The 21283-nt window shown below is 72.4% G+C and carries 23 protein-coding genes; 5 read left to right on the forward strand and 18 right to left on the reverse strand.

Annotated features, from left to right (window positions below; translation table 11 throughout):
- Nucleotides 1-159: 159 nt before the first annotated feature.
- From AB0A74_RS33015 to AB0A74_RS33040, 6 genes are all read right to left on the reverse strand, one after another.
- Nucleotides 160-633, reverse strand: a complete 474-nt coding sequence (locus AB0A74_RS33015) for a bifunctional nuclease family protein (RefSeq protein WP_033427967.1) — start codon at nt 631-633, stop codon at nt 160-162.
- 142 nt (nt 634-775) lie between these two features.
- Complete coding sequence (locus AB0A74_RS33020) at nt 776-1420, reverse strand: MerR family transcriptional regulator (protein WP_358255696.1); 645 nt, start codon at nt 1418-1420, stop codon at nt 776-778.
- 32 nt (nt 1421-1452) lie between these two features.
- On the reverse strand, nt 1453-1917 hold the full coding sequence (garA, locus tag AB0A74_RS33025; protein ID WP_015103832.1) for a glycogen accumulation regulator GarA: 465 nt from the start codon (nt 1915-1917) through the stop codon (nt 1453-1455).
- 113 nt (nt 1918-2030) lie between these two features.
- Nucleotides 2031-2432 carry a glycine cleavage system protein GcvH gene (gene gcvH, locus AB0A74_RS33030; RefSeq protein WP_358255698.1) on the reverse strand — a complete coding sequence of 134 codons (402 nt, stop codon included), beginning with the start codon at nt 2430-2432 and terminating at the stop codon, nt 2031-2033.
- A gap of 39 nt (nt 2433-2471) precedes the next feature.
- Nucleotides 2472-3059 (reverse strand): CDP-alcohol phosphatidyltransferase family protein, encoded by a 588-nt coding sequence (locus tag AB0A74_RS33035; RefSeq protein WP_358255700.1) that lies wholly within the window; start codon nt 3057-3059, stop codon nt 2472-2474.
- Between the two features lie 401 nt (nt 3060-3460).
- On the reverse strand, nt 3461-3700 hold the full coding sequence (locus AB0A74_RS33040) for a hypothetical protein (RefSeq protein WP_358255702.1): 240 nt from the start codon (nt 3698-3700) through the stop codon (nt 3461-3463).
- Between the two features lie 447 nt (nt 3701-4147).
- Here AB0A74_RS33040 and AB0A74_RS33045 point away from each other — a divergent pair, with 447 nt between their 5' ends.
- A complete protein-coding gene (locus AB0A74_RS33045) occupies nt 4148-4555 on the forward strand; it encodes an STAS domain-containing protein (RefSeq protein ID WP_358255704.1) in 408 nt (135 codons plus the stop codon).
- Here the strand turns inward: AB0A74_RS33045 and AB0A74_RS33050 are convergent.
- Nucleotides 4494-5300 carry an ATP-binding protein gene (locus AB0A74_RS33050; RefSeq protein WP_358255706.1) on the reverse strand — a complete coding sequence of 269 codons (807 nt, stop codon included), beginning with the start codon at nt 5298-5300 and terminating at the stop codon, nt 4494-4496. The genes AB0A74_RS33045 and AB0A74_RS33050 overlap by 62 nt on opposite strands.
- A 189-nt stretch (nt 5301-5489) precedes the next feature.
- Here AB0A74_RS33050 and AB0A74_RS33055 point away from each other — a divergent pair, with 189 nt between their 5' ends.
- Nucleotides 5490-5852, forward strand: coding sequence for an ATP-binding protein (locus AB0A74_RS33055; RefSeq protein WP_343934973.1), 363 nt, complete (start codon nt 5490-5492; stop codon nt 5850-5852).
- Nucleotides 5849-6640 carry a SigB/SigF/SigG family RNA polymerase sigma factor gene (locus AB0A74_RS33060; RefSeq protein ID WP_358255708.1) on the forward strand — a complete coding sequence of 264 codons (792 nt, stop codon included), beginning with the start codon at nt 5849-5851 and terminating at the stop codon, nt 6638-6640. Before AB0A74_RS33055 ends, AB0A74_RS33060 begins: the two co-directional genes overlap by 4 nt.
- A 431-nt stretch (nt 6641-7071) precedes the next feature.
- Here AB0A74_RS33060 and AB0A74_RS33065 read toward each other — a convergent pair whose 3' ends face one another.
- From AB0A74_RS33065 to AB0A74_RS33080, 4 genes are all read right to left on the reverse strand, one after another.
- A complete protein-coding gene (locus AB0A74_RS33065; RefSeq protein ID WP_358255710.1) occupies nt 7072-7362 on the reverse strand; it encodes a WhiB family transcriptional regulator in 291 nt (96 codons plus the stop codon).
- Between the two features lie 92 nt (nt 7363-7454).
- Nucleotides 7455-8411 (reverse strand): TIGR03557 family F420-dependent LLM class oxidoreductase, encoded by a 957-nt coding sequence (locus AB0A74_RS33070; RefSeq protein WP_358255712.1) that lies wholly within the window; start codon nt 8409-8411, stop codon nt 7455-7457.
- A 9-nt stretch (nt 8412-8420) separates the two neighbouring features.
- On the reverse strand, nt 8421-10193 hold the full coding sequence (locus tag AB0A74_RS33075; RefSeq protein ID WP_358255714.1) for a thiamine pyrophosphate-requiring protein: 1773 nt from the start codon (nt 10191-10193) through the stop codon (nt 8421-8423).
- A gap of 54 nt (nt 10194-10247) precedes the next feature.
- On the reverse strand, nt 10248-10904 hold the full coding sequence (locus AB0A74_RS33080; RefSeq protein ID WP_358255715.1) for a M50 family metallopeptidase: 657 nt from the start codon (nt 10902-10904) through the stop codon (nt 10248-10250).
- Between the two features lie 80 nt (nt 10905-10984).
- On the opposite strand from AB0A74_RS33080, the gene AB0A74_RS33085 reads away from it, so the two are divergent.
- Nucleotides 10985-11929: an aldo/keto reductase gene (locus AB0A74_RS33085; RefSeq protein WP_358255716.1), complete on the forward strand. Its 945-nt coding sequence runs from the start codon at nt 10985-10987 to the stop codon at nt 11927-11929.
- A 52-nt stretch (nt 11930-11981) separates the two neighbouring features.
- Here AB0A74_RS33085 and AB0A74_RS33090 read toward each other — a convergent pair whose 3' ends face one another.
- Nucleotides 11982-12668 carry a DUF4383 domain-containing protein gene (locus AB0A74_RS33090; protein WP_358255718.1) on the reverse strand — a complete coding sequence of 229 codons (687 nt, stop codon included), beginning with the start codon at nt 12666-12668 and terminating at the stop codon, nt 11982-11984.
- Between the two features lie 271 nt (nt 12669-12939).
- A complete protein-coding gene (locus tag AB0A74_RS33095) occupies nt 12940-13524 on the reverse strand; it encodes a class I SAM-dependent methyltransferase (protein ID WP_358255720.1) in 585 nt (194 codons plus the stop codon).
- 95 nt (nt 13525-13619) lie between these two features.
- Between AB0A74_RS33095 and AB0A74_RS33100 the strand changes: the two genes are divergently transcribed.
- Nucleotides 13620-14588 carry a zinc-binding dehydrogenase gene (locus tag AB0A74_RS33100; RefSeq protein WP_358255722.1) on the forward strand — a complete coding sequence of 323 codons (969 nt, stop codon included), beginning with the start codon at nt 13620-13622 and terminating at the stop codon, nt 14586-14588.
- 44 nt (nt 14589-14632) lie between these two features.
- On the opposite strand, the gene AB0A74_RS33105 is transcribed toward AB0A74_RS33100, so the two are convergent.
- The 5 genes from AB0A74_RS33105 to AB0A74_RS33125 form a co-directional block, all read right to left on the reverse strand.
- Entirely contained in the window at nt 14633-15328 is a 696-nt protein-coding gene (locus tag AB0A74_RS33105) for a zf-HC2 domain-containing protein (protein WP_358255724.1), read from the reverse strand.
- Nucleotides 15325-15876, reverse strand: a complete 552-nt coding sequence (locus tag AB0A74_RS33110; protein WP_358255725.1) for a sigma-70 family RNA polymerase sigma factor — start codon at nt 15874-15876, stop codon at nt 15325-15327. The genes AB0A74_RS33105 and AB0A74_RS33110 overlap by 4 nt, the downstream gene beginning before the upstream one ends.
- A 166-nt stretch (nt 15877-16042) precedes the next feature.
- On the reverse strand, nt 16043-17080 hold the full coding sequence (locus AB0A74_RS33115) for a DUF1996 domain-containing protein (RefSeq protein ID WP_358255727.1): 1038 nt from the start codon (nt 17078-17080) through the stop codon (nt 16043-16045).
- Nucleotides 17081-17371: 291 nt separating this feature from the next.
- The gene (locus AB0A74_RS33120) at nt 17372-19126 is read right to left on the reverse strand and encodes an AMP-dependent synthetase/ligase (protein WP_358255729.1); all 1755 of its coding nucleotides are present in this window, start codon (nt 19124-19126) and stop codon (nt 17372-17374) included.
- A gap of 44 nt (nt 19127-19170) precedes the next feature.
- Nucleotides 19171-21282, reverse strand: a complete 2112-nt coding sequence (locus tag AB0A74_RS33125; protein WP_358255731.1) for a molybdopterin oxidoreductase family protein — start codon at nt 21280-21282, stop codon at nt 19171-19173.
- Nucleotide 21283: the final 1 nt, after the last annotated feature.

A 21283-nucleotide genomic window follows, 5' to 3' on the forward strand; every position in this document is an offset into this window, starting at 1 on the left:
GCCCCGCCCGCGTCGCCCCCGCCCGCGTCCCCCCGCCCGCGATCGCCCGCGACCGCCGCCGCCCGACCGCCGCCGCGAGCGAGTTCGCCGCCAAGGGACAGCAAGCAATCGGGCCCGGGACGCAACCGCCGTCCCGGGCCCGACCGCAAGAACCACTGCTCAGGTGTCCGCGCCGCGGAAGTCCTCCGGCGAGACCGAGTCCAGGAACTCCCGGAACTTCTCGACCTCGTCCTCCTGCTCGTCCGGGATGATCAGCCCCGCCTCGGCCAGCACCGACTCCTCCGCGTGGATCGGCACGCCGATGCGCAGGGCCAGGGCCACCGAGTCGCTCGGCCGCGCCGACACGCGCACGTCGCCGTCGAACACGAGTTCCGCGAAGTACGTGCCCTCCTGCAGGTCGGTGATCCGCACCTGCTCCAACTGCCGGCCCAGAGCGCCGATGACGTCCTTCAACAGGTCGTGCGTCAACGGCCGCGCGGGCCGGACGCCCTGCTGCTCCAGCGCGATCGCGGTCGCCTCCACCGAGCCGATCCAGATCGGCAGGTAGCGCTCGCCCTCGGTTTCGCGCAGCAACAGGATCGGCTGGTTGGCGGGCAGTTCCACCCGCACGCCCACGACGCGCATCTCGCTCATCGGGTCTCGCCTCCCTCAGCGCGCTGAAATCCTGGCGTCCCCGCTACCACGAGGATCCCCCACGTACCCCTCCGACGCTACCCGCCAAGCGGGCCTTGTGCGCAACCGCTCCGAAAATGCGGATCACGATGCGGAAACGGCTCTACCTGGGCGGAACGCCGCCACCGGGCACGTCGCGCAGGCCGATTTTCACCAAGAGTGTGTGCAGCGTTACGGAGAGCGCCGCCAACTCGCGCACGACTTCGTCATTTCGGCCCCGCGACCTCGGGTCGCGCTGCCGCGCCAGGACGACCTGCTCCACCAGCGCCACCTCGCGGTCCGCCGCCGCGCGGAACGGGCGCAGGTGACGGGGTTCCAGGCCGTACTGGGCCAGTTCGCGCACGGTCGTCGCCACCTGGAGCGCGTCCTGGTCGTAGCCACCCGGACGGATCAGGCCGTGCTGCTCCAACTCGGCCAACGCCGCCGCGTCCAGGCCCGAGCGCGCCAGCAGTTCGTCGCGGCTCATGCGCTGCGGCGCGACGGGGCCGTCCTCGACCGCGCGCAGCACCCGCGCCGAGGAGTCCGCCGCGTCCAACTGCTCCTTGATGACCTTCAGCGGCAGGTAGCGGTCGCGTTGGGCGGCCAGCACGAAGCGCAGCCGCTCGACGTCGGCCGTGGTGAACTGGCGGTACCCCGCGGCGGTGCGTGCCGGGCGGACCAGGCCCTCCGACTCCAGGAAGCGGATCTTGGAGATCGTGACGTCGGGGAACTCCGTCCGGAGCTGCGCGAGCACCGCGCCGATGCTCAACCCCCCGCGCTGTGGCCGCCCGGCCGCCGCCGTCACTGCGCCCCCTGACCCCCGGCGCCCGGACCGGTCAGGAACACGAGGCGGAACTTGCCGATCTGCACCTCGTCGCCGTTGGCGAGCACCGCCTGGTCGACCGGCTCGCGGTTGACGTAGGTGCCGTTGAGGCTGCCCACGTCGATCACCACGAACTCGCCGCCCTCGCGGCGGAACTCGGCGTGCCGGCGGGAGACCGTCACGTCGTCGAGGAAGATGTCGCTGTCCGGGTGCCGTCCCGCGCTGGTCGTGTCGCGGTCGAGCAGGAACCGGGAACCCGCGTTCGGACCACGCTTGACCACCAGCAGGGCCGACCCGGCGGGCAGTGCGTCGACGCCGGCGACGGCCGGCTCCTGGGCGGGCGCCTCGGCGCCCTCGACCTCGGCGAGGAAGTCGGCCCGGAAAACGGAGGTCCGCTCCGGGGACTGCTCCGGCGGAACGCCTGGCCCGTCGTTCGTGCTCACCTGAGCTCTCCTCCTGCTGCTGGAACCGTCTCGTCCTTGAGAACCTATCGTGCCCGAACCCTGGTCTGAGGAGCGGCTCCCCCACCGACCGAAGAGCCGCCGGAAGATCGACGTCACCCCTGCTCCGCAATCTCCTGGTACGCCGCCGCGTCGAGCAGGCCGTCCACCGCGCCCGGGTCGCCCAGCCTCAGCTCCACGATCCACCCCTCGCCGTACGGGTCGGAGTTGATCAGCTCGGGCTGCTGGTCCAGCGAGTCGTTGCGCGCGACGACCTCGCCCGCCAGCGGCGCGTAGATGTCGGAGACGCTCTTGGTGGACTCGACCTCGCCGAGCGTCTGACCCGCGTCGACCTGCTCGCCCAGTTCCGGGAGCTGGACGAACACGACCTCGCCGAGCTGCTCCTGGGCGTAGTCGGTGATGCCCACGCGCACGGTGTCCTCACCGGTGCGCAGCACCCACTCATGTTCCTCGGTGTACTTGAGCTCCTCGGGAATCACCGCGGTGCGCTCCTTCATGACGGTGGATCTTCGCTGCCGGATCTTCCCACGACCGGTTCAGACCGGCGCGACCCCCGGCCGCCTGCGCAGCGCGAGGAAGAACTGGTAGACGTACAGGGCTCCGGACCACAGGTACAGCGCCCCGCCCCACACCATGAACGCGTAGGCCACCGGTCGGGCGACCTGGGCCGCGGTGGAGGTGCCCTGGGCGAGCAGGAGCATCGGGAAGGCGTAGAGCAGGTTGAACGTGGCACCTTTACCCAGGTAGGTGACCTCGAACGGGCCGTAGCCGCGCAGCCGCAGCACCGGCAGGCACGCGCCGACCACCAGCTCGCGCCCCACCAGCACGGCCGCCACCCACCAGGGGACGATGTCGCGCACGACGAACGCCACCAGCGTGGCCAGGATGTAGAGCCGGTCGGCGGCCGGGTCCAGCAGCGCGCCGAGCCTGCTCATCTGGTTGAGCCAGCGCGCGACCTTGCCGTCCAGCCAGTCCGACAGGCCCGCCGCGACCAGCACCACCAGCGCCCAGCCGTCCTCCTGGGGCCCGAGCAGCAGGTAGAGGAACAGCGGCACGCCGAGCAGCCGCAACACGCTCAGCGCGTTGGGGATGGTCAGCCACCGGTCGGCGGGATCTCGCGACACAACCGCAAACTGTAGAGCCGCGCGCGGCCGTCCACCGCCGGCACCGGCACGACCGGGCGAAGTGGTCACTGAGCGTGATGCGGTGAATGCGGGAAAAGGAATCCGGTGGCCGTGCCGTGCGGCTCGGTCGCGGGTTTTCGCGGGCGGGCGGCGCCGGCCCGCGTCAACCGGAATTCGAGCACCGCTCCACCGCCGCTCCACCCGGGCTCGACGCCTGTTTCCGGGCAGCCGAAACCGCACTTCGGGTTGATTCCGGCAGACCCGCCAGACGGATTCCGGGCAGCCGGAACCGCGGGTGGGTGCTGCGGGGGGACGGGGGCGGCGACGGGCCGCTGAAGAGCCGGGCCTCGGACAGGGGGACCGGGTCGACCGGCGGAGTCCGAGTGGTCGGCCCGCGCGGGTCAGTTCGCGCGGGTGCGGGTCCAGCCCTGGCGTTGTAGCTGCTCACCGCTGAGGGCACGGGGACGACCGCGGTCGTCGACGCCCACCCAGCGAGCGCGGAAACCTTCGAGCACGTAGGCGTGGCCCTTGCTCCAGACCACGCTGCACGGAGCGGTCGGCAGCGGTCCCGCGCCCCCGGACGTGGCGCGCGCTGCCCTGCGCTTCGCGGGCTCGGACTCGGTTTCCGTTCTGGTGCTCATCGTCGATCCCTCCACCCGGGGTGTCGCTCGCGGCCTTCGCGGCGTTATCCCCATGCACAGGATTCTGCGCGACCAGTGACCTCCGCCACCCCCGAATTACCGGTCTTCTCGGCGGTCGGACGTCCCCGGTCGCCGAGTCGACCCGGGTCGCGCAGCGCCCTTACCCTGAGGTATAGCCGGCCGGTACCCCGTGAAACCGCTCACCGTTCGTCACGCGCCGTACACCGACATCGCCTCTACACTGATACTGATCAAGCCGCCATCCGACCGCTTGTGGTGACCGTGGGGTCTCCGTACGGTGGGTGGCGCAGCGGTTGAGCCAACAGCCGCGCCGGGGAAGCTCCGGCCAGCGGGCCCGTGTGCCGCAACGCTGCGTTTTCTGGTGCTCGGCGCGTCCGCACGCCTGGGCTTCCCTCCTTCCAGCAAGACCTTGAAGAGGAGTCCCTCGTGACGGTTCAGGATCCGAACGTCGTGGCGACGAGCGGAGCCGCGTCCGCCACCGCCGCCGCCCCGGCGGGGCAGGCGGCCGACGGCGTGGCGGTGGTGACCGCCACCGGGGAGATCGACATGCTCACCGCGCCCGACCTGCGCGCCGACGTGCTCGGGCGCATCGACGAGGCCCCCCGGGCGCTTGTGCTGGACATGACCGGCGTGAGCTTCCTCGGCTCGGCCGGCCTGGCCGTGCTGGTCGAGGCGTCGCAGCACGCCAAGCGGCGCGGCACGGCGTTCCGCGTGGTCGCCGTGGCGCGCGCGGTCACCCGGCCGCTGGCCGCCACCGGACTGGGTGACGTGTTCAGCGTGTACGGATCGGTGGCGGAGGCGGTGTCGGCGGACGACGGGGCGTCGGCGCGCTGACGTGCGGCACCAGGTCCACGACCTGGTCCACACCGGCCGTGACCAGGGCCGCGCGCACCGGGCTGTCCTCGGGCGCGCGGACCACCACGCGGTTGCCGGCCGCCGCGGCGGCCTCGACCACCGCCCGCAGCGCCCGGACCAGCCCTTCGCGGCGGGCGCCCAGCTCGCGCAGGTCCACCACGATCGGCACGGCGCCGCCGCGCGCGGCGGTCAGCACCCGGCGGCGCACGGCGGGCCCGGCGCGTGCCGGGATGTCGCCGCGGACCACCACCTCCACCCAGCCCGAGTGCACCGAGACGGTGACCTCCTCGGGCGCGGAGCGGCCGTACGTGCCCCTCGTGGTGTGCCGGCCGGACATGACGAGCGTCACGCGGGTGCCGGTCGCCGACCGGTCCACCTGCACCTCGTCCACGTTCTCCCGCATCAGCAGCAGGCCGCGGCCCCGGTCGGACAGCTCCACCGGCGGCACGCGCCACGTCCCGTCGTCGGACACGACCACGTGCACGCTGCCGTCCGGGTGCACCTCGCCGGCCACCCGCACGTTGCCGCCACTCCCCGGCGCGTACGCGTGCTCCACGGCGTTGCTGACGGCCTCGTTGACCGCGACCAGCAGGTCGTACCGGTCGTCCTCGGTCAGTCCGACGCCGACCAGCCACTCGTCCAGCCGCACGCGCACGGTGGAGAGAAGACCGGCGTCGGCCGGGATCTCCACTCCCCAGTGGTGGTCGGCGAGTCGATCGGTCAACAGGCCTCCTCGTCGCGCACCTGTCAGTCTTCCCACTGGCGGCGCGGACTACACGTGTGAGGTTGGATCAGTTCGGGTACCGATAGCTTCAGCACCGGCGAGACAGAAACGGACGATGAGGTGAGCGTGTCGCACACGGAGCCGCAGAGCGGCGATTCGGATGACCCCTTGGCCGGGGTGGAGTTGCGGATGGCCGCCGACCCCACGCAGCTGTCGATCGTCCGGGCGGTGGCGGCCGACATCGCCATGCGCCAGGACTACGACCTGGACGCCATCGAGGACCTGAAGCTGGCGGTGGACGAGGCCTGCTCGACGCTCATCTCCCTCGCCGCGCCCAGCGCCGTGCTCAGCGCCCGGTTCGTCGTGGCGGGCCCCGCGGTGCAGGTGTTCACGGCGGTGCGCTCGAAGCGGTCGGCGCCGCCGGACCGGGACAGCTTCGGCTGGCGCGTGCTCAGCGCGCTGGTCGACTCGGTGACCACCTGGGTCGAGCCGCGCGGGGACGCCTACGAGATCCACATCGACCTGGTCAAGCGTTCAGTGGGGACGGCGTGACGGGTACCGACGGGGGCACGACGCGCTCGGGGACGCAGGGGGACTACGACCACCTGGCGCCGCTGTTCGCCAGGCTGGCCGCGACGCCCGCGGGGGACCCGGAGCGGGAGCGGCTGCGCGACGAGCTGGTCACCGAGCACCTGCCGGTGGCCAAGCACATCGCGCGGCGGTTCGGACACCGCGGCGAGCCGTACGACGACCTGGTGCAGGTCGCGACGGTGGGCCTGATCAACGCGGTCGACCGGTTCGACCCGGAGCGGGGCAGCGACTTCCTGTCCTTCGCGGTGCCGACGATCATGGGCGAGGTCCGCAAGTACTTCCGCGACTCCAGCTGGTCGGTGCGCATGCCGCGCCGGCTCAAGGAGCTGCACCTGGCCATCAACGCCGGCTCGGCCCGCCTGTCCCAACAGCTGGGCCGCGCGCCCACCCCGTCCGAGCTGGCCGAACACCTGGGCCTGACCCGCGAGGAGATCCACGAGGGCCTGGCGGCGGGCAACGCCTACCACAGCGCGTCGCTGGACGACCTGCTCGTGGCCGACGACAGCTCCATCTCGCTGGGCTCGACGCTGGGCGAGGAGGACCCGGAGCTGGAGGCGATCGAGCAGCGCGAGGCCCTGCACCCGCTGCTGGAGAAGCTGCCGGAGCGGGAGCGGAAGATCGTGGTGATGCGGTTCTTCGGGAACATGACGCAGACGCAGATCGCGCAGAAGGTGGGGATCTCGCAGATGCACGTGTCGCGGCTGCTGGCCAAGACGCTGCGGCAGTTGCGCGAGGGTTTGACGGAGTGAGGTGCGCACGAGGAGGCCCGCCGGTCGTGGATCGGCGGGCTTTCGCTTGTGCGGGGCCCGGCGGGCGGTTCGCGGGAACGGCCTGACGGCACCGCGGCTCGGCACGACACGGGCGGCTCCGGCGGGGGGCGGGCACGGGCGGCTCCGGCGGGGCGGGCGCGGATGGCTTGGCGGGGCGGGCGGGGCGGGCGGCTTGGCGGCACGGGCGGTGCTTGGCCCAGCGGCGCTCGGCGGCTCGGCGTTTTGTGGCGAGGTGCGGCCTCCGGCCCCCGGTGTCCATTTTCGCATCGGGGTACGACAGAGGCGGGCGTGGCGGTCGGCGGGGCACTGTCCACATGCGAAACGCCGCCGGGGGCAAATCGGCGGCGTCTCGCGCAGGGGTCCAGCGGTTGGGTCGGCTCGGCGGACGCGACACCGCCGCCGAGTCGGCCTCAAGCTGCTCGGCGGCGGGCTTCGGCGATCAGGCGGCGGCGTTCGTCCTCGCCCATGCCGCCCCACACCCCGTAGGGCTCCTGGACGGCCAGGGCGTGTTCGCGGCACTGCATGAGCACCGGGCAGACGCGGCACAACTGCTTCGCCTTCTCCTCCCGGGCCATGCGGGCGGTTCCTCGTTCGTTGTCCGGGTGGAAGAAGACGGCGCTGTCTCGGCCCCGGCACAGGCCTTCCTTCTGCCAGTCCCAGACCTCGGTCACGGGCTTGGGCAGGCGCGCGGTGCTGGTCATCGGGCGAAACCCCCTGCGGTGGAGTCGTTCAGGTGCTGATCAAGGCGTACCCCGCGCGGCGGGGCCGACAAACGTGTTGCCCCCGAATCGGGTTACCCCGGTAGTCGGGGCGCGACCTCGGTGGCCCAGAAGGTGAAGAACGCCTCCTGGTCCGGTCCGATCTGGGACACGTAGACCTCGTCGTAGCCGGCGTCGGCGTACTCGCGCACGGCCGAGACGTAGCTCTCCGGATCCGGGCCCAACGGCAGGGACGACGCCACCATGTCCTTGGTGACCAGCGTCGAGGCCTGCTCGAAGTGCTTGGGCGACGGCAGCACCTGCGCCAGCTCGCCCGGCAGCTGCTCGTTGGGCCACAGCCGGAACGCCGTTTCCATCGCGTCGTCCACGGTCGCCGCGTGGCAGACCTTGAACCCGGCCTGCGCGGGTTTGCCGTGGCCGCCGGTCTCGTGGAACCGCTTGACCAGCTCCGCGTCCGGGATGGTGCTGCAGAAGCCGTCGCCGATGCGGCCCGCGAGCTGCGCCGCCTTCGGCCCGAACGCCGACACGTAGATCGGCACCGGCTGGTCGGGCAACGTGTAGATGCGCGCGTTCTCGACCGTGTAGTGCTTCCCGCGGTGCTCGACGTCCTCGCCGGTGTGCAGCTTGCGGATGACCTCGACGGCCTCCTCCAGCATCTCCAGCCGCACCGACGCCGCCGGCCACGGGTCGCCGAGGATGTGCTCGTTGAGGGCCTCACCGGACCCGACGCCGAGCACGAACCGGCCCTCGCACTGCACGGCCGCGGTCGCGGCGGCCTGCGCGATGACGGCCGGGTGGATGCGCAGCGTGGGGCACGTCACCGCCGTGGTGATGGGCAGCGTGGTCGCCTCGGACAGCGCGCCGATGACCGACCACACGAACGGGCTCTGGCCCTGCTCGTCGTTCCACGGGTGGTAGTGGTCGGAGATCCACAGCCGCTCGAACCCGGCGTCCTGGGCCCACCGCGCCTGCCGGACCAGGTCGCGCGGCCCGTGCTCCTCGCTGGAGAGGAAGTAACCGATGCTCACCATGTGTCGCGGTTACCCGTGCAGGAACTCCTGAACCTTGGTGCGCACCCCCTTGGTGACCACGGACCACGCGTCCGGGTCACCCCTGAGCAGGGCTTCGGCCGTGTTCTTCACCTGGTCGAAGGACGCGTGCGGCGGGATCGGCGGCACGTTCGGGTCGCAGCGCACGTCCAGCACGGCCGGCCGGTCCGCGCCGAGCACCTCGTCCCACGCCGCGCCGAGGTCGTCGGGGGCGTCCACGTTGACCCCGACCAGCCCGACCGACCGCGCGAACGCCGCGTAGTCGACGTCGGGCAGGGTCTGCGACTCCTCGAACTTGGGCGCGCCTCCCATCGCGCGCAGCTCCCAGGTCACCTGGTTCAGGTCGTTGTTGTGCAGCACGCACACCACGCAGCGCCGGTCCGGCCACTCCCGGTGGTAGCGGGCCAGGGTGATCAGCTCGGCCAGGCCGTTCATCTGCATGGCCCCGTCCCCGACCAGCGCCACCACGGGCCGGTCCGGGTGGGCGAACTTCGCCCCGATCGCGTACGGGACGCCCGCGCCCATCGTGGCCAGCGTGCCCGACAGCGAGCCGCGCATGCGACCGCGCAGCCGGACCAGGCGGGCGTACCAGTTGGCCGCCGACCCGGAGTCCGCGGTGACGATCGCGTCCTCGGGGAGGCGTTCGGACAGCTCCCACGCGATGCGCATCGGGTTGACCGGGTCGGCGTCCTCGAACGCCTGGGCGCGCAGCGCGTCCCACCAGTCGGCGACGTTCCGCTCGATGGTCGCCCGCCAGCCCTGCTTGCGGCGCAGGGCGGGCAGGAGGGCGCGCAGCGTGGACTTGGCGTCGCCGACGAGGTTCACCTCGGTGGGGTACCTCATGCCGATCAGCCGGCCGTCGGCGTCGATCTGCACGCCGCGCGCCTTGCCGAACTCGGGCAGGAACTGCGAGTACGGGAAGCTGGAGCCGACGATGAGCAGGGTGTCGCAGTCGCGCATCAGCTCGTAGCTGGGGCGGGTGCCGAGCAGTCCGATCGCACCGGTCACGTAGGACCGGTCGTCGGGTAGGACGTCCTTGCCCAGCAACGCTTTGGCCACGCCCGCGCCGAGCAGCTCCGCGACCTCGTGCACCTCGTCGGCGGCGTCGCGCGCGCCCTGGCCGACCAGGATGGCGACCTTCTCGCCGGCGTTGAGCACCTCGGCGGCCCGGTTGACCTCGGCCCGGGGCGGCACGGAGGTGTGCCACGAGTGGCTCGGCGGGCTGGACGGGACGTGCTTGAACGCGTGCTCGGGCGCGCTGTAGGCCAGTTCCTGGACGTCCGCCGGGATGATCAACGCGGTGGGCGCGCGCTCGGCCTCGGCCGTGCGGATGGCGCGGTCCAGGGCGTTCGGGAGCTGCTCGGGGACGGTGACGTCCACCAGGTACTCCGAGGCCACGTCCTTGAACAGCGAGTGGAGGTCCACTTCCTGCTGGTAGCTGCCGCCCAGCGCGGTGCGGGCGGTCTGGCCGACGATGGCGACGACCGGGACGTGGTCGAGTTTGGCGTCGTAGAGGCCGTTGAGCAGGTGGATCGCGCCGGGGCCGGAGGTCGCGAGGCACACCCCGACCCGGCCGGAGAACTTGGCGTAGCCGACGGCCTGCAGCGCCGACATCTCCTCGTGCCGCGCCTGGACGAACTTCGGCACGTTGTCCGCCCGGCCGAACGCGGCGACCAGGCCGTTGATGCCGTCACCCGGGTAGGCGAAGACGTGCTCGACCCCCCACTCCCGCAGGCGTTGCAGCACGTAGTCGGCGACCTGCATGGGAAACCCCTCCTCGGACTCGACTCACGCGTCGGGTACCCGGGGTCGGGGGATTTAGAGCGGCAGGAGCAGCCGCCCGCCCAGCAGCAGGCAACCGATCGTGACCACGGCGAACAGCGCCACCCACACCAGGCCGGGCACCCGCGTGATCCGCGCCAGCATGTCCGCGTCGGAGTTGGGCGCGCGCCCGCGCAGCCGGCGGCCCTGCAGCTCCCCCACCGGCCGCACGCCGCCGAGCAGCAGGAACCAGGTCACGAACAGCGCGAAGGCGGCCTGCCACTCCGCGGTCGCGTACCAGGAGACGACGAACATGACCGCCCCGGTGGCGACCACGGACAGCACGCCGAACAGGTTCCGGATCATGATCAGCATCGCGGCCAGCAGCACGACGGTCGCCCACAGCAGCGGCCGGACGTTGTCCGTGGTCACCAGCAGCGCCGCGCCCAGCCCGAGCAGCGACGGGGTGACGTACCCGGCGAAGTACATGAGCACGACCGCGATCCCGGTCGGCTTGCCCCGGGAGACGGTGACGCCCGAGGTGTCGGCGTTGAGCTTGATGCCTTCCAGGCGGCGGCCGGTGAGCAGGGCCACCAGGGCGTGCCCGCCCTCGTGGGCGATGGTGATGGTGTTCCGGCTGATCCGCCACACACCGGGACTGGCCACCAGGACCAGGGCCAGCACGGCGGGCGCCCACTTCGCGAGTGTTGACATCGGTTCCAGCATGCCAGGCACGGGCCGTCGGCGGACCGGGGGTTGACCTGGAGCGCGCTCCAGCACCCAGGCTGTGCGGCATGGAGCGAGTGCGGATCGGATCCCTTGAGGTCAGCGCCCTGTGCCTGGGCACGCTGCCGTTCGGCAAGTACGTGGACGAAAAGACCTCGTTCGCCATCCTCGACCGGTACGTCGAGGCCGGGGGCACATTCCTGGACACGGCCAACAACTACGTGTTCTGGGACGGCGGCACGGGGGACGAGAGCGAGGAGACCGTCGGGCGGTGGCTGGCCGCCCGGGGCAACCGGGACGACCTGGTCGTCGCGACGAAGATGGGCGCCCGGCCCCGGACGCCCGGGGCGGGGCTGGAGGACGCGGAGGGGTTGGCCGGCGAGACCGTCCTGGCCGCCGCCGAGGGCAGCCTGAAGCGGCTGGGCACCGACCGGATCGACCTCTACTACAGCCACATCGAGGACCGGTCGGTGCCGCTGGAGGACACGCTGGGGGCGTTCGCCTCGCTGGTCGAGCGCGGGGTCGTGCGGGAGATCGGGGCGAGCAACCACGCCACGTGGCGGTTGGAGCGGGCGCGGGCGGTGTCGCGGCGGGAGGGCTGGCCGCTCTACACCGCCGTGCAGCAGCGGTACAGCTACCTCCTGCCGCGGCCCGGGGTGGAGCTGCCCGAGTCGGGGCACGTGCACATGACCGAGGAGCTGTTCGACTACGCGCGCACCGAAGGGGACGTCGGGCTGGTGGCGTACTCGACGCTGTTGTCCGGGGCTTACCGGGACAAGCCGCTGGGCGAGGCGTACGACCACGTCGGCAACGCCCGGCGGTTGACCGTGCTGGGGGAGGTCGCCGCCGAGTCGGGGGCGACGGTGAACCAGGTCGTGCTGGCCTGGTTGCTGTGCAAGGGGATCGTGCCGCTGGTGGGGGTGTCCTCGGTCGCCCAGCTGGAGGAGTCGTTGGGCGGGGTGGCGTTGGAGCTGGCCGACGAGCAGGTGGTCCGGCTCGACTCGGCGGCGTGACGCGGAACGGGGCACTGTCCGGTGTGGACAGTGCCCCGTTCGCCGAGGTGGGTCAGCGGTAGTGCCGCGCCTTGTGCTGCTCGGCCACCGCCGGGTCGATCGGTTGGACCGGCCGCGGGGACACGGTGGGGTCCACGGACTCGATGCGCTTGTCGTGGGGACGGTCGCGCAGTTCTTCGTCGTGGGTCAGGTCGCGGTCGCGCTGGGTCGGCATGTCCCGGTCGTGGACGCTGTCGTCGCGGATGCTGTGGTCGCGCACGGTGGTGTCCACCGGCTCGACCTCCTGCTCCGGCACGACCACCTTGCGCCGCGCCGGCATGACCGCGATCAGCACGCCGACCAGGGCCAGGCCGAGGTGCAGCCAGTTGTCGTTGGTGTTGAGCGCCAACGGGTTGCCCAGCCGCTCGACCGGGTTGACCACCAGGCCGGCCAGCATCAGGCCCCAGACCAGCACCACGCCGTAGACCAGGAACACGATCCAGCCGTACAACCGCGCCAGGCCGGAACCCGTGGCCATCAGCAGACCGAGCACACCGAACGCCAGGTGGACGACGTTGTGCAGGGGGTTGACCGCGAAGCCGAACAGCATCGCGTGCTGATCGCCCGCGAAGTCACCGAACCCGGTGCGCACGAACCCCGCCACACCTGCGACGAGGAAGAACAGGCCGAGCAGACCTGCCAGCACCTGGGCGGGCTGGAGGCCCGCGACCTTGACACGACCGACGGTCGAGTGGGTCATCACGCCCTCCCGTGAGGGTCCGCGAGAGCCCGCCTTCCGGGCTCCGGACGATCCCACGGCTACCCCCCGGTCACCCACCGCAAACCCGGCCCGGGTCGGGAGCGGGCACACGGACCCGCTCCCCGCCGGACAGGAGTCCACCCCGCCGTGTCGGGGTTGTCGTGGAAACCCGGCCCACCCCATTAGGACCGGGGCGCCGCCGCGCGGATGCCGCGCGGTCCACATCGACAAGAACGACTATGACAAGCGGAAGGGCTTGCGGTCAAAGGAATTAGTGCTGGTCGAAGGCGGTCCCGGCGGCGCGTTCGCGCCACACCAGGGAGTAGCGCCAGTACAGGTGGCGGCGGACGCGCGCGCCGGGCAGGAGGTCCGCCACGCCGGCTTTGACCTCGTCCACGGACATGTGCCAGTCGCGGACCGGAGCGGTGTCGACGGGGTCGTCCACGACGGCCTTCCGGGCGAGGTCGGCGGGGACGGAGGCCAGGCTGACCACCCAGTCCCACGCGGTCTTCTCCTTGGCCAGGCCGAGGACGGCGAGCACGCCGCCGGGCGCGACGGCGTCCCGCAGGCGCGTGATGGCCGTGGTGAACGGCATGTGGTGCAGGGCGGCGATGCACGAGACGAAGTCGTACGGCCCGCCCAGGTCGTCCACGACGGCGTCGGCCCGGCGGACCTCGACCCCGGGCACGACCGCCTCGACCGCCTTGTCCACCCCGGTCACGCGGAGGCCGCGGGCGGCGAGTTGGCGGGCGAACCGACCGTTGCCGCAGCCCACGTCTAGGGCGGTGCGCGCGCCCGGCGGGACCTGGGCCAGCAGCAGCGGGTGGTAGTGCGCGTTGTGGTCGAAGTTCCCCATGTGATCGAGGACGCGCGGGGGTGCGCGAAGGTTGACCTCCAGTTAACTCGAACTTCTACGGTGGTCGAACCAGACCGAGGAGGGGGAACACCCACATGCGCGCCATCCGCCAGTACGAGTTCGGCTCGCCGGACGTGTTGCGGTACGAGCGAGTCGCCGACCCGACGCCCGGCGAGGGGCAGGTGCTCGTCGACGTGGCCGCCGCGGGCGTGCACCTGCTGGACACCTCGATCCGGCGCGGCGAGGCGGGCGGGCCGTGGCCGGTGCCCGAGCTGCCCATGACGCCGGGACGGGAGGTCGCGGGCACGATCACCCGGATCGGCGCGGAGGTCGATCCGGCGTGGGTGGGCAAGCGGGTCGTCGCGCACCTCGGGCAGACCAGCGGCGGGTACGCGGAGCTGGCCGTGGCGAACGCGGCCTCGCTGCACGAGCTGCCCGAGCACGTGCGGTACGAGGACGCCGTCGCGATGATCGGCACCGGGCGCACGGCGGTCGGCGTCCTGCGGATCGCGCGACTGGAGAAGGACGACGTCGTGCTGGTCACGGCGGCGGCCGGCGGGCTGGGGGCGTTGTTCGTGCAGGAGGCGAAGGCGGTCGGCGCGACCGTGGTGGGGCTCGCGAGCACGGCCAAGCTCGACCTGGTCCGGCGGCTGGGGGCGGACCACGTCGTGGACTACACGCAGCCGGACTGGCCGGACGCCGTGCGGGCCGAGGTCGGGGAGGCCACGGTCGCGCTGGACGGCGTCGGCGGCGCGCCGGGGCGGCAGGCGCTGGAGCTGCTGGGGATCGGCGGGCGGACGATCCTGTTCGGCTGGTCGGCGGGCGAGCCGACCCGGATCGAGACGCTCGACCTGTACCAGCGGGGGCTGACGGCGTCGGTCGCGGTCGGGCCGCGGCTGATGAAGGGCACGAACCTGCGCGAACTGGAGACGTTGTCGTTGCAGGCGCTGGCCGAGGGCCGGTGGAAGCCGCTCACCACGGTGTTCGGGTTGGCGGACGCCGCCGACGCGCACGCGGCGCTGGAGGGGCGGCGGACCACGGGCAAGGTCGTGCTCACGCCGTGATCCGGCGGGCCCCGCCCGCGCACGGGCGGGGCCCGCTCCCCTCCTCACAGCGGCACGGTGACCAGCCGTTCCCCGTCGAAGGTGCTGACCTCCACGGCCGCCACGTCGTCCGGCGCGATCAGGGCCGACCCGTCGAGGTTCGTGCCCTCCTTCTCGCCCAGCGCCGACACCAGCCAGCTCCCGGCCTCCTGGCGGGACCCGTCCTTGGCGACGACCACCAGCCTGCACCGCTGGTTCTTCGCGATGCCCGCGACGGAGGCGTTCACCCGCACCCAGCCGGCGGCCGGCTTGACCTTGACGGTCATCCGCGCGCCGGTGCCCGGGTCCGTCGCCGTGGCGACCCTGGCGCCGGTGTCGGGGGTGGGGGTCGTGGTCTGGATGGCCTGGTCGGTGGGCGCGGTGCCGCGACCGACCGCGAACCCGCCACCCAGCACGACCGCGACGACCGCCGCGGCGGCCAGTCCGACTCCGACGCGCCGACGCCGGGCGCGCGAGTCCCGCTCGCTGCGGACCTGCCGCAGGGTGCGTTGCAACAGCAGGTCGCCGCCGTCGGGGGGACCGTCCAGCAGAGCCTCGGGGGGCACGTCGCCCAGCGCCTCCTCCACCTCGCGCAGTTCGGCCAACTCGGCGCGGCACGTCGGGCAGGCCGCCAGGTGCTCCTCCACGGCGCGCGCCTCCCGCTCCTCCAGGACACCCAGCACGTAGGCGCCCAGCGGGTGTGGATCGTGGTTCGTGGTCATCCGGCCACCCCCTTCAACGCGACCTGTTGTCCGGTGAACGTTTCCCTGAGCGCTTTGAGCGCGTAGTGCGATCTCGATTTGACCGTGCCCGGCGGGATGTTGAGGGCCGCCGCCGCCTCGGTCACGCTCCGGCCGCGGAAGTAGATCTCCAGCAGCACGTCGCGGTGGTCCGAGGACAGCCGGTCCAGGGCCTCCAGCACCACGACCGAGTCCACCACGGAGTCGGCGTGGTCGCGCTGGACGGGTGGCGCGGCGGGTGTCTCCGCGACCTCCTGGGGCCGGGCGGCGCGGGCGCGGACGCGGTCGGTGACGATGTTGCGGGCGACGGTGAGCAGCCAACCCCGCACCGAGCCCTTGCCGTTGACCAGGGCGTCGGGGTGGCGCCAGGCGCGGACCAGCGTCTCCTGCACGACGTCCTCGGCGGCGGCCCGGTCCCCGGTGAGGCGCGTGGCGTAGGCCAACAACGCCCGCCCGTGCTCCTCGTAGAGGGCGCGGACCAGCGCCTCGTCGGCCGCGGTCTCCCGTCTCCGGGACCACAAAGCCGCCATCCACCCGCTCCTCTCGTCGCCCCGGTCCCGCGGCCGAGTCCCGACGGTCCTCCGGTTGCCAGGGACACGGACCCCGGCCCGGTCCGGTTCAACGAGCCGCCCAACTTTCTCGCCCCACTCCCCGCTCCAGACCAAATCCGCTGGTAGCGGTCGTGGAACCGCCCCCTCAGGGACATTGACGGCCGGCGTTGAGGCACCCGGCGACCTCGGCCATCACGTGGTCGGGCATGACGTTGACGCCCATGGCGTGATCCGTGCGGGGGTCGCGCTCCTGCTCGGGGAACGAGTCGATCGCATAGGGCCGCCCGGCGGGCACGTCGTAGAACACGTGGATCTCCAGGCGGGGCACCGGGAACGTGCCGGCCGGACACACCCCGTTGGACGCGGGGAACTGCACATGCGCCCGATGGGACGCACTGTCGATGTTGCGCCCATCCCAACAACTGGGGAACTCGAACCCCCGGACCACCCGCCGCCCCTCACACAGCGGATACCGGTCGATCCACCCGGCGACCCCCTCGCACCCCCACCGAACCACCCCCGTGGCAGCCGAGGCCGCCCGCGCGCCCGCACCGGCACCCGACCCGCCGGCACTGGCCGGGTCGCTGTCGGCCGGGTCGCTGTCCGCCGGGGTGGCGTCGGACGGGGTGCCCGCGCCTGATCCGCCCGAGGCCGCGGTCCCGGCGGTGGCGTCGCCCGTGATCAGGCGGGTGAACCTCGGCAGGGGGACGACCGGGGAGACCGGGCTGCCCGTGTACCGCACCACGACCTTGGCGGGCGGCAGGACCTCGCCGGTGTTGCCGTGGGCTCCGCCGCCCGGGGCGTGGGCGTCGTGGCCCGGGCGGTCGAGCAGGCGGAGGACCGGCCAGTAGTAGGTGGACAGGTCGCCGTTCGTGCAGGTCGTGGTGCCGGCGGCCAGGGTTTCGTCGGTGCTGGTGTGGGTGGTGGTCCGGTTGCCTATGTATTCGTGCGTGTGGTGGGCGCCGTTCGGCTGTCCGGGGGCTATCACGACGTTGTCGGCGTTGAGGTGGCGGGCCTCGTTCCGGCCGCAGTCGACGGTGTAGGTGCCAGGGGACGCGTCCTGCGTCTGAGCGGGTGCGGCGCTGGGTGGCGGGATGTCGTCCAGGGCCGCGTAGCGGCCGTCGGCACCGCATGCGGAGAGCACGGTTACCGCGACGGCCAGGGTGGGGAGCAACCGCCTCACCCGCTCAGCTTCCCATCCGGGACGCGGGTGAGGAATCCGGCGGGAGGCGCAGGGCGGGTGACCGGTCAGCGGTGGGCGGTCGACTCGCCCGTTCGGGTGAGGTTCCGGAAGCCGAGCGGGGAGGGGTTGCGGTGGAGGGGAGTGAGCGACATCGGGGGCTCCTGGGGCGGCGCGGCGGAAGTAGGCAGCGCTGACACGTAAGGAAGGCCGAAACGGTTCAAAGATGTGGGGCTCACGAGGCGTCGAGTTCCCCGCCCCCGCGCCGGCCTCGACCCCGTGGCCCGACCCCGGCTAGTCCTCGTACAGCGCCTCGTACGCCCTGGCGTGGGTGGTGTGCACGACGTTGCGCTTCACCTTCAACGTCGGCGTCAGCTCGCCGGTGTCCTGGGTCAGGTCGCGGTCCAGGATGGCGAAGCGCTTGATCTGGGACACCCGCGCGAAGTGCGTGTTGGCCTCGTCCACCACGCCTTGGATCAGCTCGCGCACCTCGGGCGCGGTCGCCAGCGACGGGATGTCGGTGGGCAGGCCGCGTTCCGCCGCCCACGGCACGATCTCGTCCTGGTCCAACGTGATCAGCGCGACCAGGTACGGCCGCCGGTCGCCGTGGACCACCGCGTGCGACACCCAGCGGGACTGGCGCAGCTGGTTCTCCACGTTGGCGGGCGCGATGTTCTTGCCGCCCGCGGTGATGATGATGTCCTTCTTGCGCCCGGTGATCTTCACGAACCCGTCCTCGTCCACCTCGCCCAGGTCCCCGGTGTGCAGCCAGCCGTCGGTGAGCACGGCGGCCGTCGCGGCGGGGTTGTTCCAGTAGCCCGCGAACACGTGCGGCCCGCGCATGAGGATCTCGCCGTCGTCGGCGATGCGCAGCTCCAGGCCCGACATGCCGAACGCGCCGACCGTGCCCAGGCGGTGGCGGCCCAGGGTGTTGACCGTGCCGACGCCGGTCGACTCGCTCATCCCGTACCCCTCCAGCACCGGCACGCCCGCCGCGCTGAAGAACTCCAGCACCTCCACCGAGATCGGGGCCGCGCCGGACAGCGCCTGCCGCAACCGCCCGCCGAAGATCGCCCGCACGCGCGCGAACACGGCGTCCACCTGGTCGAACGCCGCCTGGAGGTCCGCCGGGACCGGTTGCCCCGCCGCCCGCAACCGGCGCACGGTCAGCCCGACGTGGACGGCCTGCTTGAGCTGGTCCTCCGGGATGCCGGCGGTCGCGGCCGTGTAGATCTTCTCGAAGATCCGCGGCACGGACGGCAGGAACGTGGGCCGCACCCGCGCCAGCTCGGGCACGATCCGCGACGCGTCACCGCCGAAGAACGCCAGGGTCGCGCCGACGTACAGGGCGGACAGCTGCACGATCTGCGCGTACACGTGCGCCAGCGGGAGGAACAGGTACACCACGTCGTCGGGCACCACGTACGACAGCTCTTCGGTGAGCCGGCACATGGTGAGCCAGTTGGTGTGCGTCAGCACGCACCCCTTGGGCGGGCCGGTGGTGCCGGACGTGTAGATGATCACCGACGGCGAGTCGGGGTCGATCGCGGCGCGGCGCGCGTCCAGTTCGGCGGGCAGCGGGGCGGTCCGGCCCTCGGACGCCACGTCGGCCAGGTCCTCGTCGATGACGACGATCTCGCGCAGCGACGGCACCTCCGCCCGGATCGACTCGACCTTCGCGCGCTGGGCGGCGTTCTCGGCGATCAGCAGGACCGAACCGGAGTCGGAGAGGATCCAGGCGCACTCCTCGGGCGCGCTGGACGGGTAGATCGGCACCACGACCCCGCCCGCGGCCAGCACGGCGAGCCCCGCCGCCGACCACTCGGGCCGCGTTTCGGACAGCACGGCCACCCGGTCGCCGGGCGCGACGCCCCGGTGCACGAGCCCGGAGGCGAGGTCCATCACCCACTCGGCGACCTCGGTGAAGGACCGGTCCACGAACCCGTCCGCACCCGGACTGCGCCACGCGGTGCGGCCGTCGTGCAGTTGGGCGGCGAGGAACGGCAGGTCGGCGACGACCCGCGCGGAAGCGGCCGTGGTCACAGACATCAAAACTCCTTGTTGGATGGCCGCGACTCCGACGCGGCCTCGCATCAGTTGGCGGGGTGGACGCGGACGTGGGTGCCGTTCAGAACAGCCGTGCCGGACAACGGGTCCAAGCGGAGGTCGTCGGTCAGCAGGTTGACGTTCACGCCGGCGTGCTGAGACGCCACGGAAAGCCTCGTTCCAGGCCGGTCGTGGCCCCAGCCGTGGGGCATGGAGACCACGCCCTGGGCCATGTCGGGCGTCACCTCCACGGTCACCTCGACCTTGCCGACCCGGGACGACACCTCCGCCGTGCCGCCGTCGGCCAGCCCGAGCCGGGTGGCGTCGGACGGGTTGACCAGGAGCGTGCACAGCCGGCCCTTCACCAGCGCGGGCACGTTGTGCATCCAGGAGTTGTTGGTACGCAGGTGCCGCCGCCCGACCAGGACCAGGTCGTCCGACACCTCTCCCAGCGCCGCCCGCACGCGGGGCAGGTCCGCCGCGATCGGGTCCGGGCACAGCTCGATGCGGCCGGACGGCGTGCGCAGGATCTCCGGTATGCGGCTCTGCAACGCCCCGAGATCCATGCCGTGCGGGTTCGCCAGCAAGTCCTGAATGGACAGTCCGTACGGTCCGGACCGCAGTTTGGCGTCGAGCAGCCGTTCCTCGCGGGTCAGGTCCGACGGACCGGACAGGCCGACCAACGCGTCGAGGTCGGCGTCCGGACCCAGGCCGGCGAAGATCGCGGTCAGGCGCAGGAAGATCTCGCACTCGTCCAGCAGACCGGGCGAGAGCGGCACGGCGGGCCGCGAGTACTTGACCACGTTCCGCACGGTGAACGACAGGAACGCCAGGTCGTAGTGCGCCCGCTGGCTCGGCGGTGGCGGCGGCAGGATGACGTCGGCGTGCCGGGTCGTCTCGTTCAGGTAGGGATCGACCGACATCATGAAGTCCAAAGTGGACAAGGCGGCGTCCAGGCGCGCCGAGTTGGGCACGGACAGCGCCGGGTTGCCCGCCACCGTCACCAGCGCCCGCACCTGGCCGGGACCGGGCGTCTCGATCTCGTCCGCCAGCGTCACCGCCGGGAACTCCCCCGCCACCTCCGGCAGCCCGCGCACCCGGCTGTGCCACCGCCCGGTGGCGAACCCCTTGCCGCGCCCGGAACCGCGCCGGGTGTGCGCGGGCAGCGGGAACATCGCGCCGCCCGGCCGGTCCAGGTTGCCGGTGAGGATGTTGAGCACGTCCACCAGCCAGCTCGCGACGGTGCCGAACTCGACCGTCGTCGTCCCGATCCGCCCGTACACCACGGCCCGCCGCGCGCCGGCGAACCGGTGCGCCAGGTCGCGGATGTCGTCGGCCGCGATCCCGCACCGGGCGGCCACCGCCTCCGGTGAGAACGGCTCGACCAGCGCCCGCACCTCTCCGACGCCGACCACGTGCTCGGCCGGCGACCCGAGGTCGACCAGCCCGGCCGCGAACAGCTCGTGCGCCAGCGCCAGCAGCAGGAACACGTCCGCGCCGGGCCGGATCGCCAAGTGGGTGTCGGCGATCGCGGCGGTCCGGCTGCGGCGGGGATCGACCACGACGAGCGTCCCGCCGCGGGCCCGCAGGTCCTTGAGCCGGGTCGGCACGTCCGGCACGGTCCACAGGCTGCCGTTGGAGGACAACGGGTCCGCGCCCAGCAGCACCAGGAAGTCGGTGCGGTCCACGTCCGGCACGGGGATGGAGAACATGCCGCCGTACAGGTGACCGGAGGACACGTGCTTGGGCATCTGGTCGATCGTGGAAGCGGTGAAGATGTTGCGCGACCCCAACGCTTTGCGCAGCGCGCCCGCGTAAAGGCCGCCCGCCAGCGAGTGCACGTTGGGGTTGCCCAGGTAGGCGGCGACGGCGTCGCGGCCGTGCTCGGCCACCACCGCGGTGAACCGCTCGTCCACCACGGCGAACGCCTCGTCCCACGACACCGGGACGAACTGCCCGTCCCGCTTCACCAGCGGCGTGCGCAGCCGGTCCGGGTCGGCGTCGAGCGCGCCCAGGGAAGCGCCCTTCGGGCACAGGAACCCGCGGCTGAACGTGTCCTGCCGGTCGCCGCGCACCCGCGTGACCCGGTCGCCCTCGACGGTCAGCTCCAGCCCGCACGTGGCCTCGCACAACGGGCAGGTCGTGTACGCGGTGCGCATG

This window comes from Saccharothrix sp. NPDC042600, from assembly GCF_040647305.1.
Classification (GTDB): Bacteria; Actinomycetota; Actinomycetes; order Mycobacteriales; family Pseudonocardiaceae; genus Actinosynnema; species Actinosynnema mutabilis.

Bases quoted from the DNA above. Each gene is read 5' to 3' on its own strand.
- AB0A74_RS33055 (WP_343934973.1), top strand. From the start codon at position 5,490: ATGGCCGCCGACCCCACGCAGCTGTCGATCGTCCGGGCGGTGGCGGCC.
- AB0A74_RS33015 (WP_033427967.1), bottom strand. From the start codon at position 633: ATGAGCGAGATGCGCGTCGTGGGCGTGCGGGTGGAACTGCCCGCCAAC.
- AB0A74_RS33075 (WP_358255714.1), bottom strand. From the start codon at position 10,193: ATGCAGGTCGCCGACTACGTGCTGCAACGCCTGCGGGAGTGGGGGGTC.
- AB0A74_RS33040 (WP_358255702.1), bottom strand. From the start codon at position 3,700: ATGAGCACCAGAACGGAAACCGAGTCCGAGCCCGCGAAGCGCAGGGCA.
- AB0A74_RS33095 (WP_358255720.1), bottom strand. From the start codon at position 13,524: ATGGGGAACTTCGACCACAACGCGCACTACCACCCGCTGCTGCTGGCC.
- AB0A74_RS33105 (WP_358255724.1), bottom strand. From the start codon at position 15,328: ATGACCACGAACCACGATCCACACCCGCTGGGCGCCTACGTGCTGGGT.
- AB0A74_RS33120 (WP_358255729.1), bottom strand. From the start codon at position 19,126: ATGTCTGTGACCACGGCCGCTTCCGCGCGGGTCGTCGCCGACCTGCCG.
- AB0A74_RS33090 (WP_358255718.1), bottom strand. From the start codon at position 12,668: ATGACCCACTCGACCGTCGGTCGTGTCAAGGTCGCGGGCCTCCAGCCC.
- AB0A74_RS33070 (WP_358255712.1), bottom strand. From the start codon at position 8,411: ATGGTGAGCATCGGTTACTTCCTCTCCAGCGAGGAGCACGGGCCGCGC.
- gcvH (WP_358255698.1), bottom strand. From the start codon at position 2,432: ATGAAGGAGCGCACCGCGGTGATTCCCGAGGAGCTCAAGTACACCGAG.
- AB0A74_RS33125 (WP_358255731.1), bottom strand. From the start codon at position 21,282: ATGCGCACCGCGTACACGACCTGCCCGTTGTGCGAGGCCACGTGCGGG.
- AB0A74_RS33100 (WP_358255722.1), top strand. From the start codon at position 13,620: ATGCGCGCCATCCGCCAGTACGAGTTCGGCTCGCCGGACGTGTTGCGG.
- AB0A74_RS33085 (WP_358255716.1), top strand. From the start codon at position 10,985: ATGGAGCGAGTGCGGATCGGATCCCTTGAGGTCAGCGCCCTGTGCCTG.
- AB0A74_RS33110 (WP_358255725.1), bottom strand. From the start codon at position 15,876: ATGGCGGCTTTGTGGTCCCGGAGACGGGAGACCGCGGCCGACGAGGCG.
- AB0A74_RS33080 (WP_358255715.1), bottom strand. From the start codon at position 10,904: ATGTCAACACTCGCGAAGTGGGCGCCCGCCGTGCTGGCCCTGGTCCTG.
- AB0A74_RS33065 (WP_358255710.1), bottom strand. From the start codon at position 7,362: ATGACCAGCACCGCGCGCCTGCCCAAGCCCGTGACCGAGGTCTGGGAC.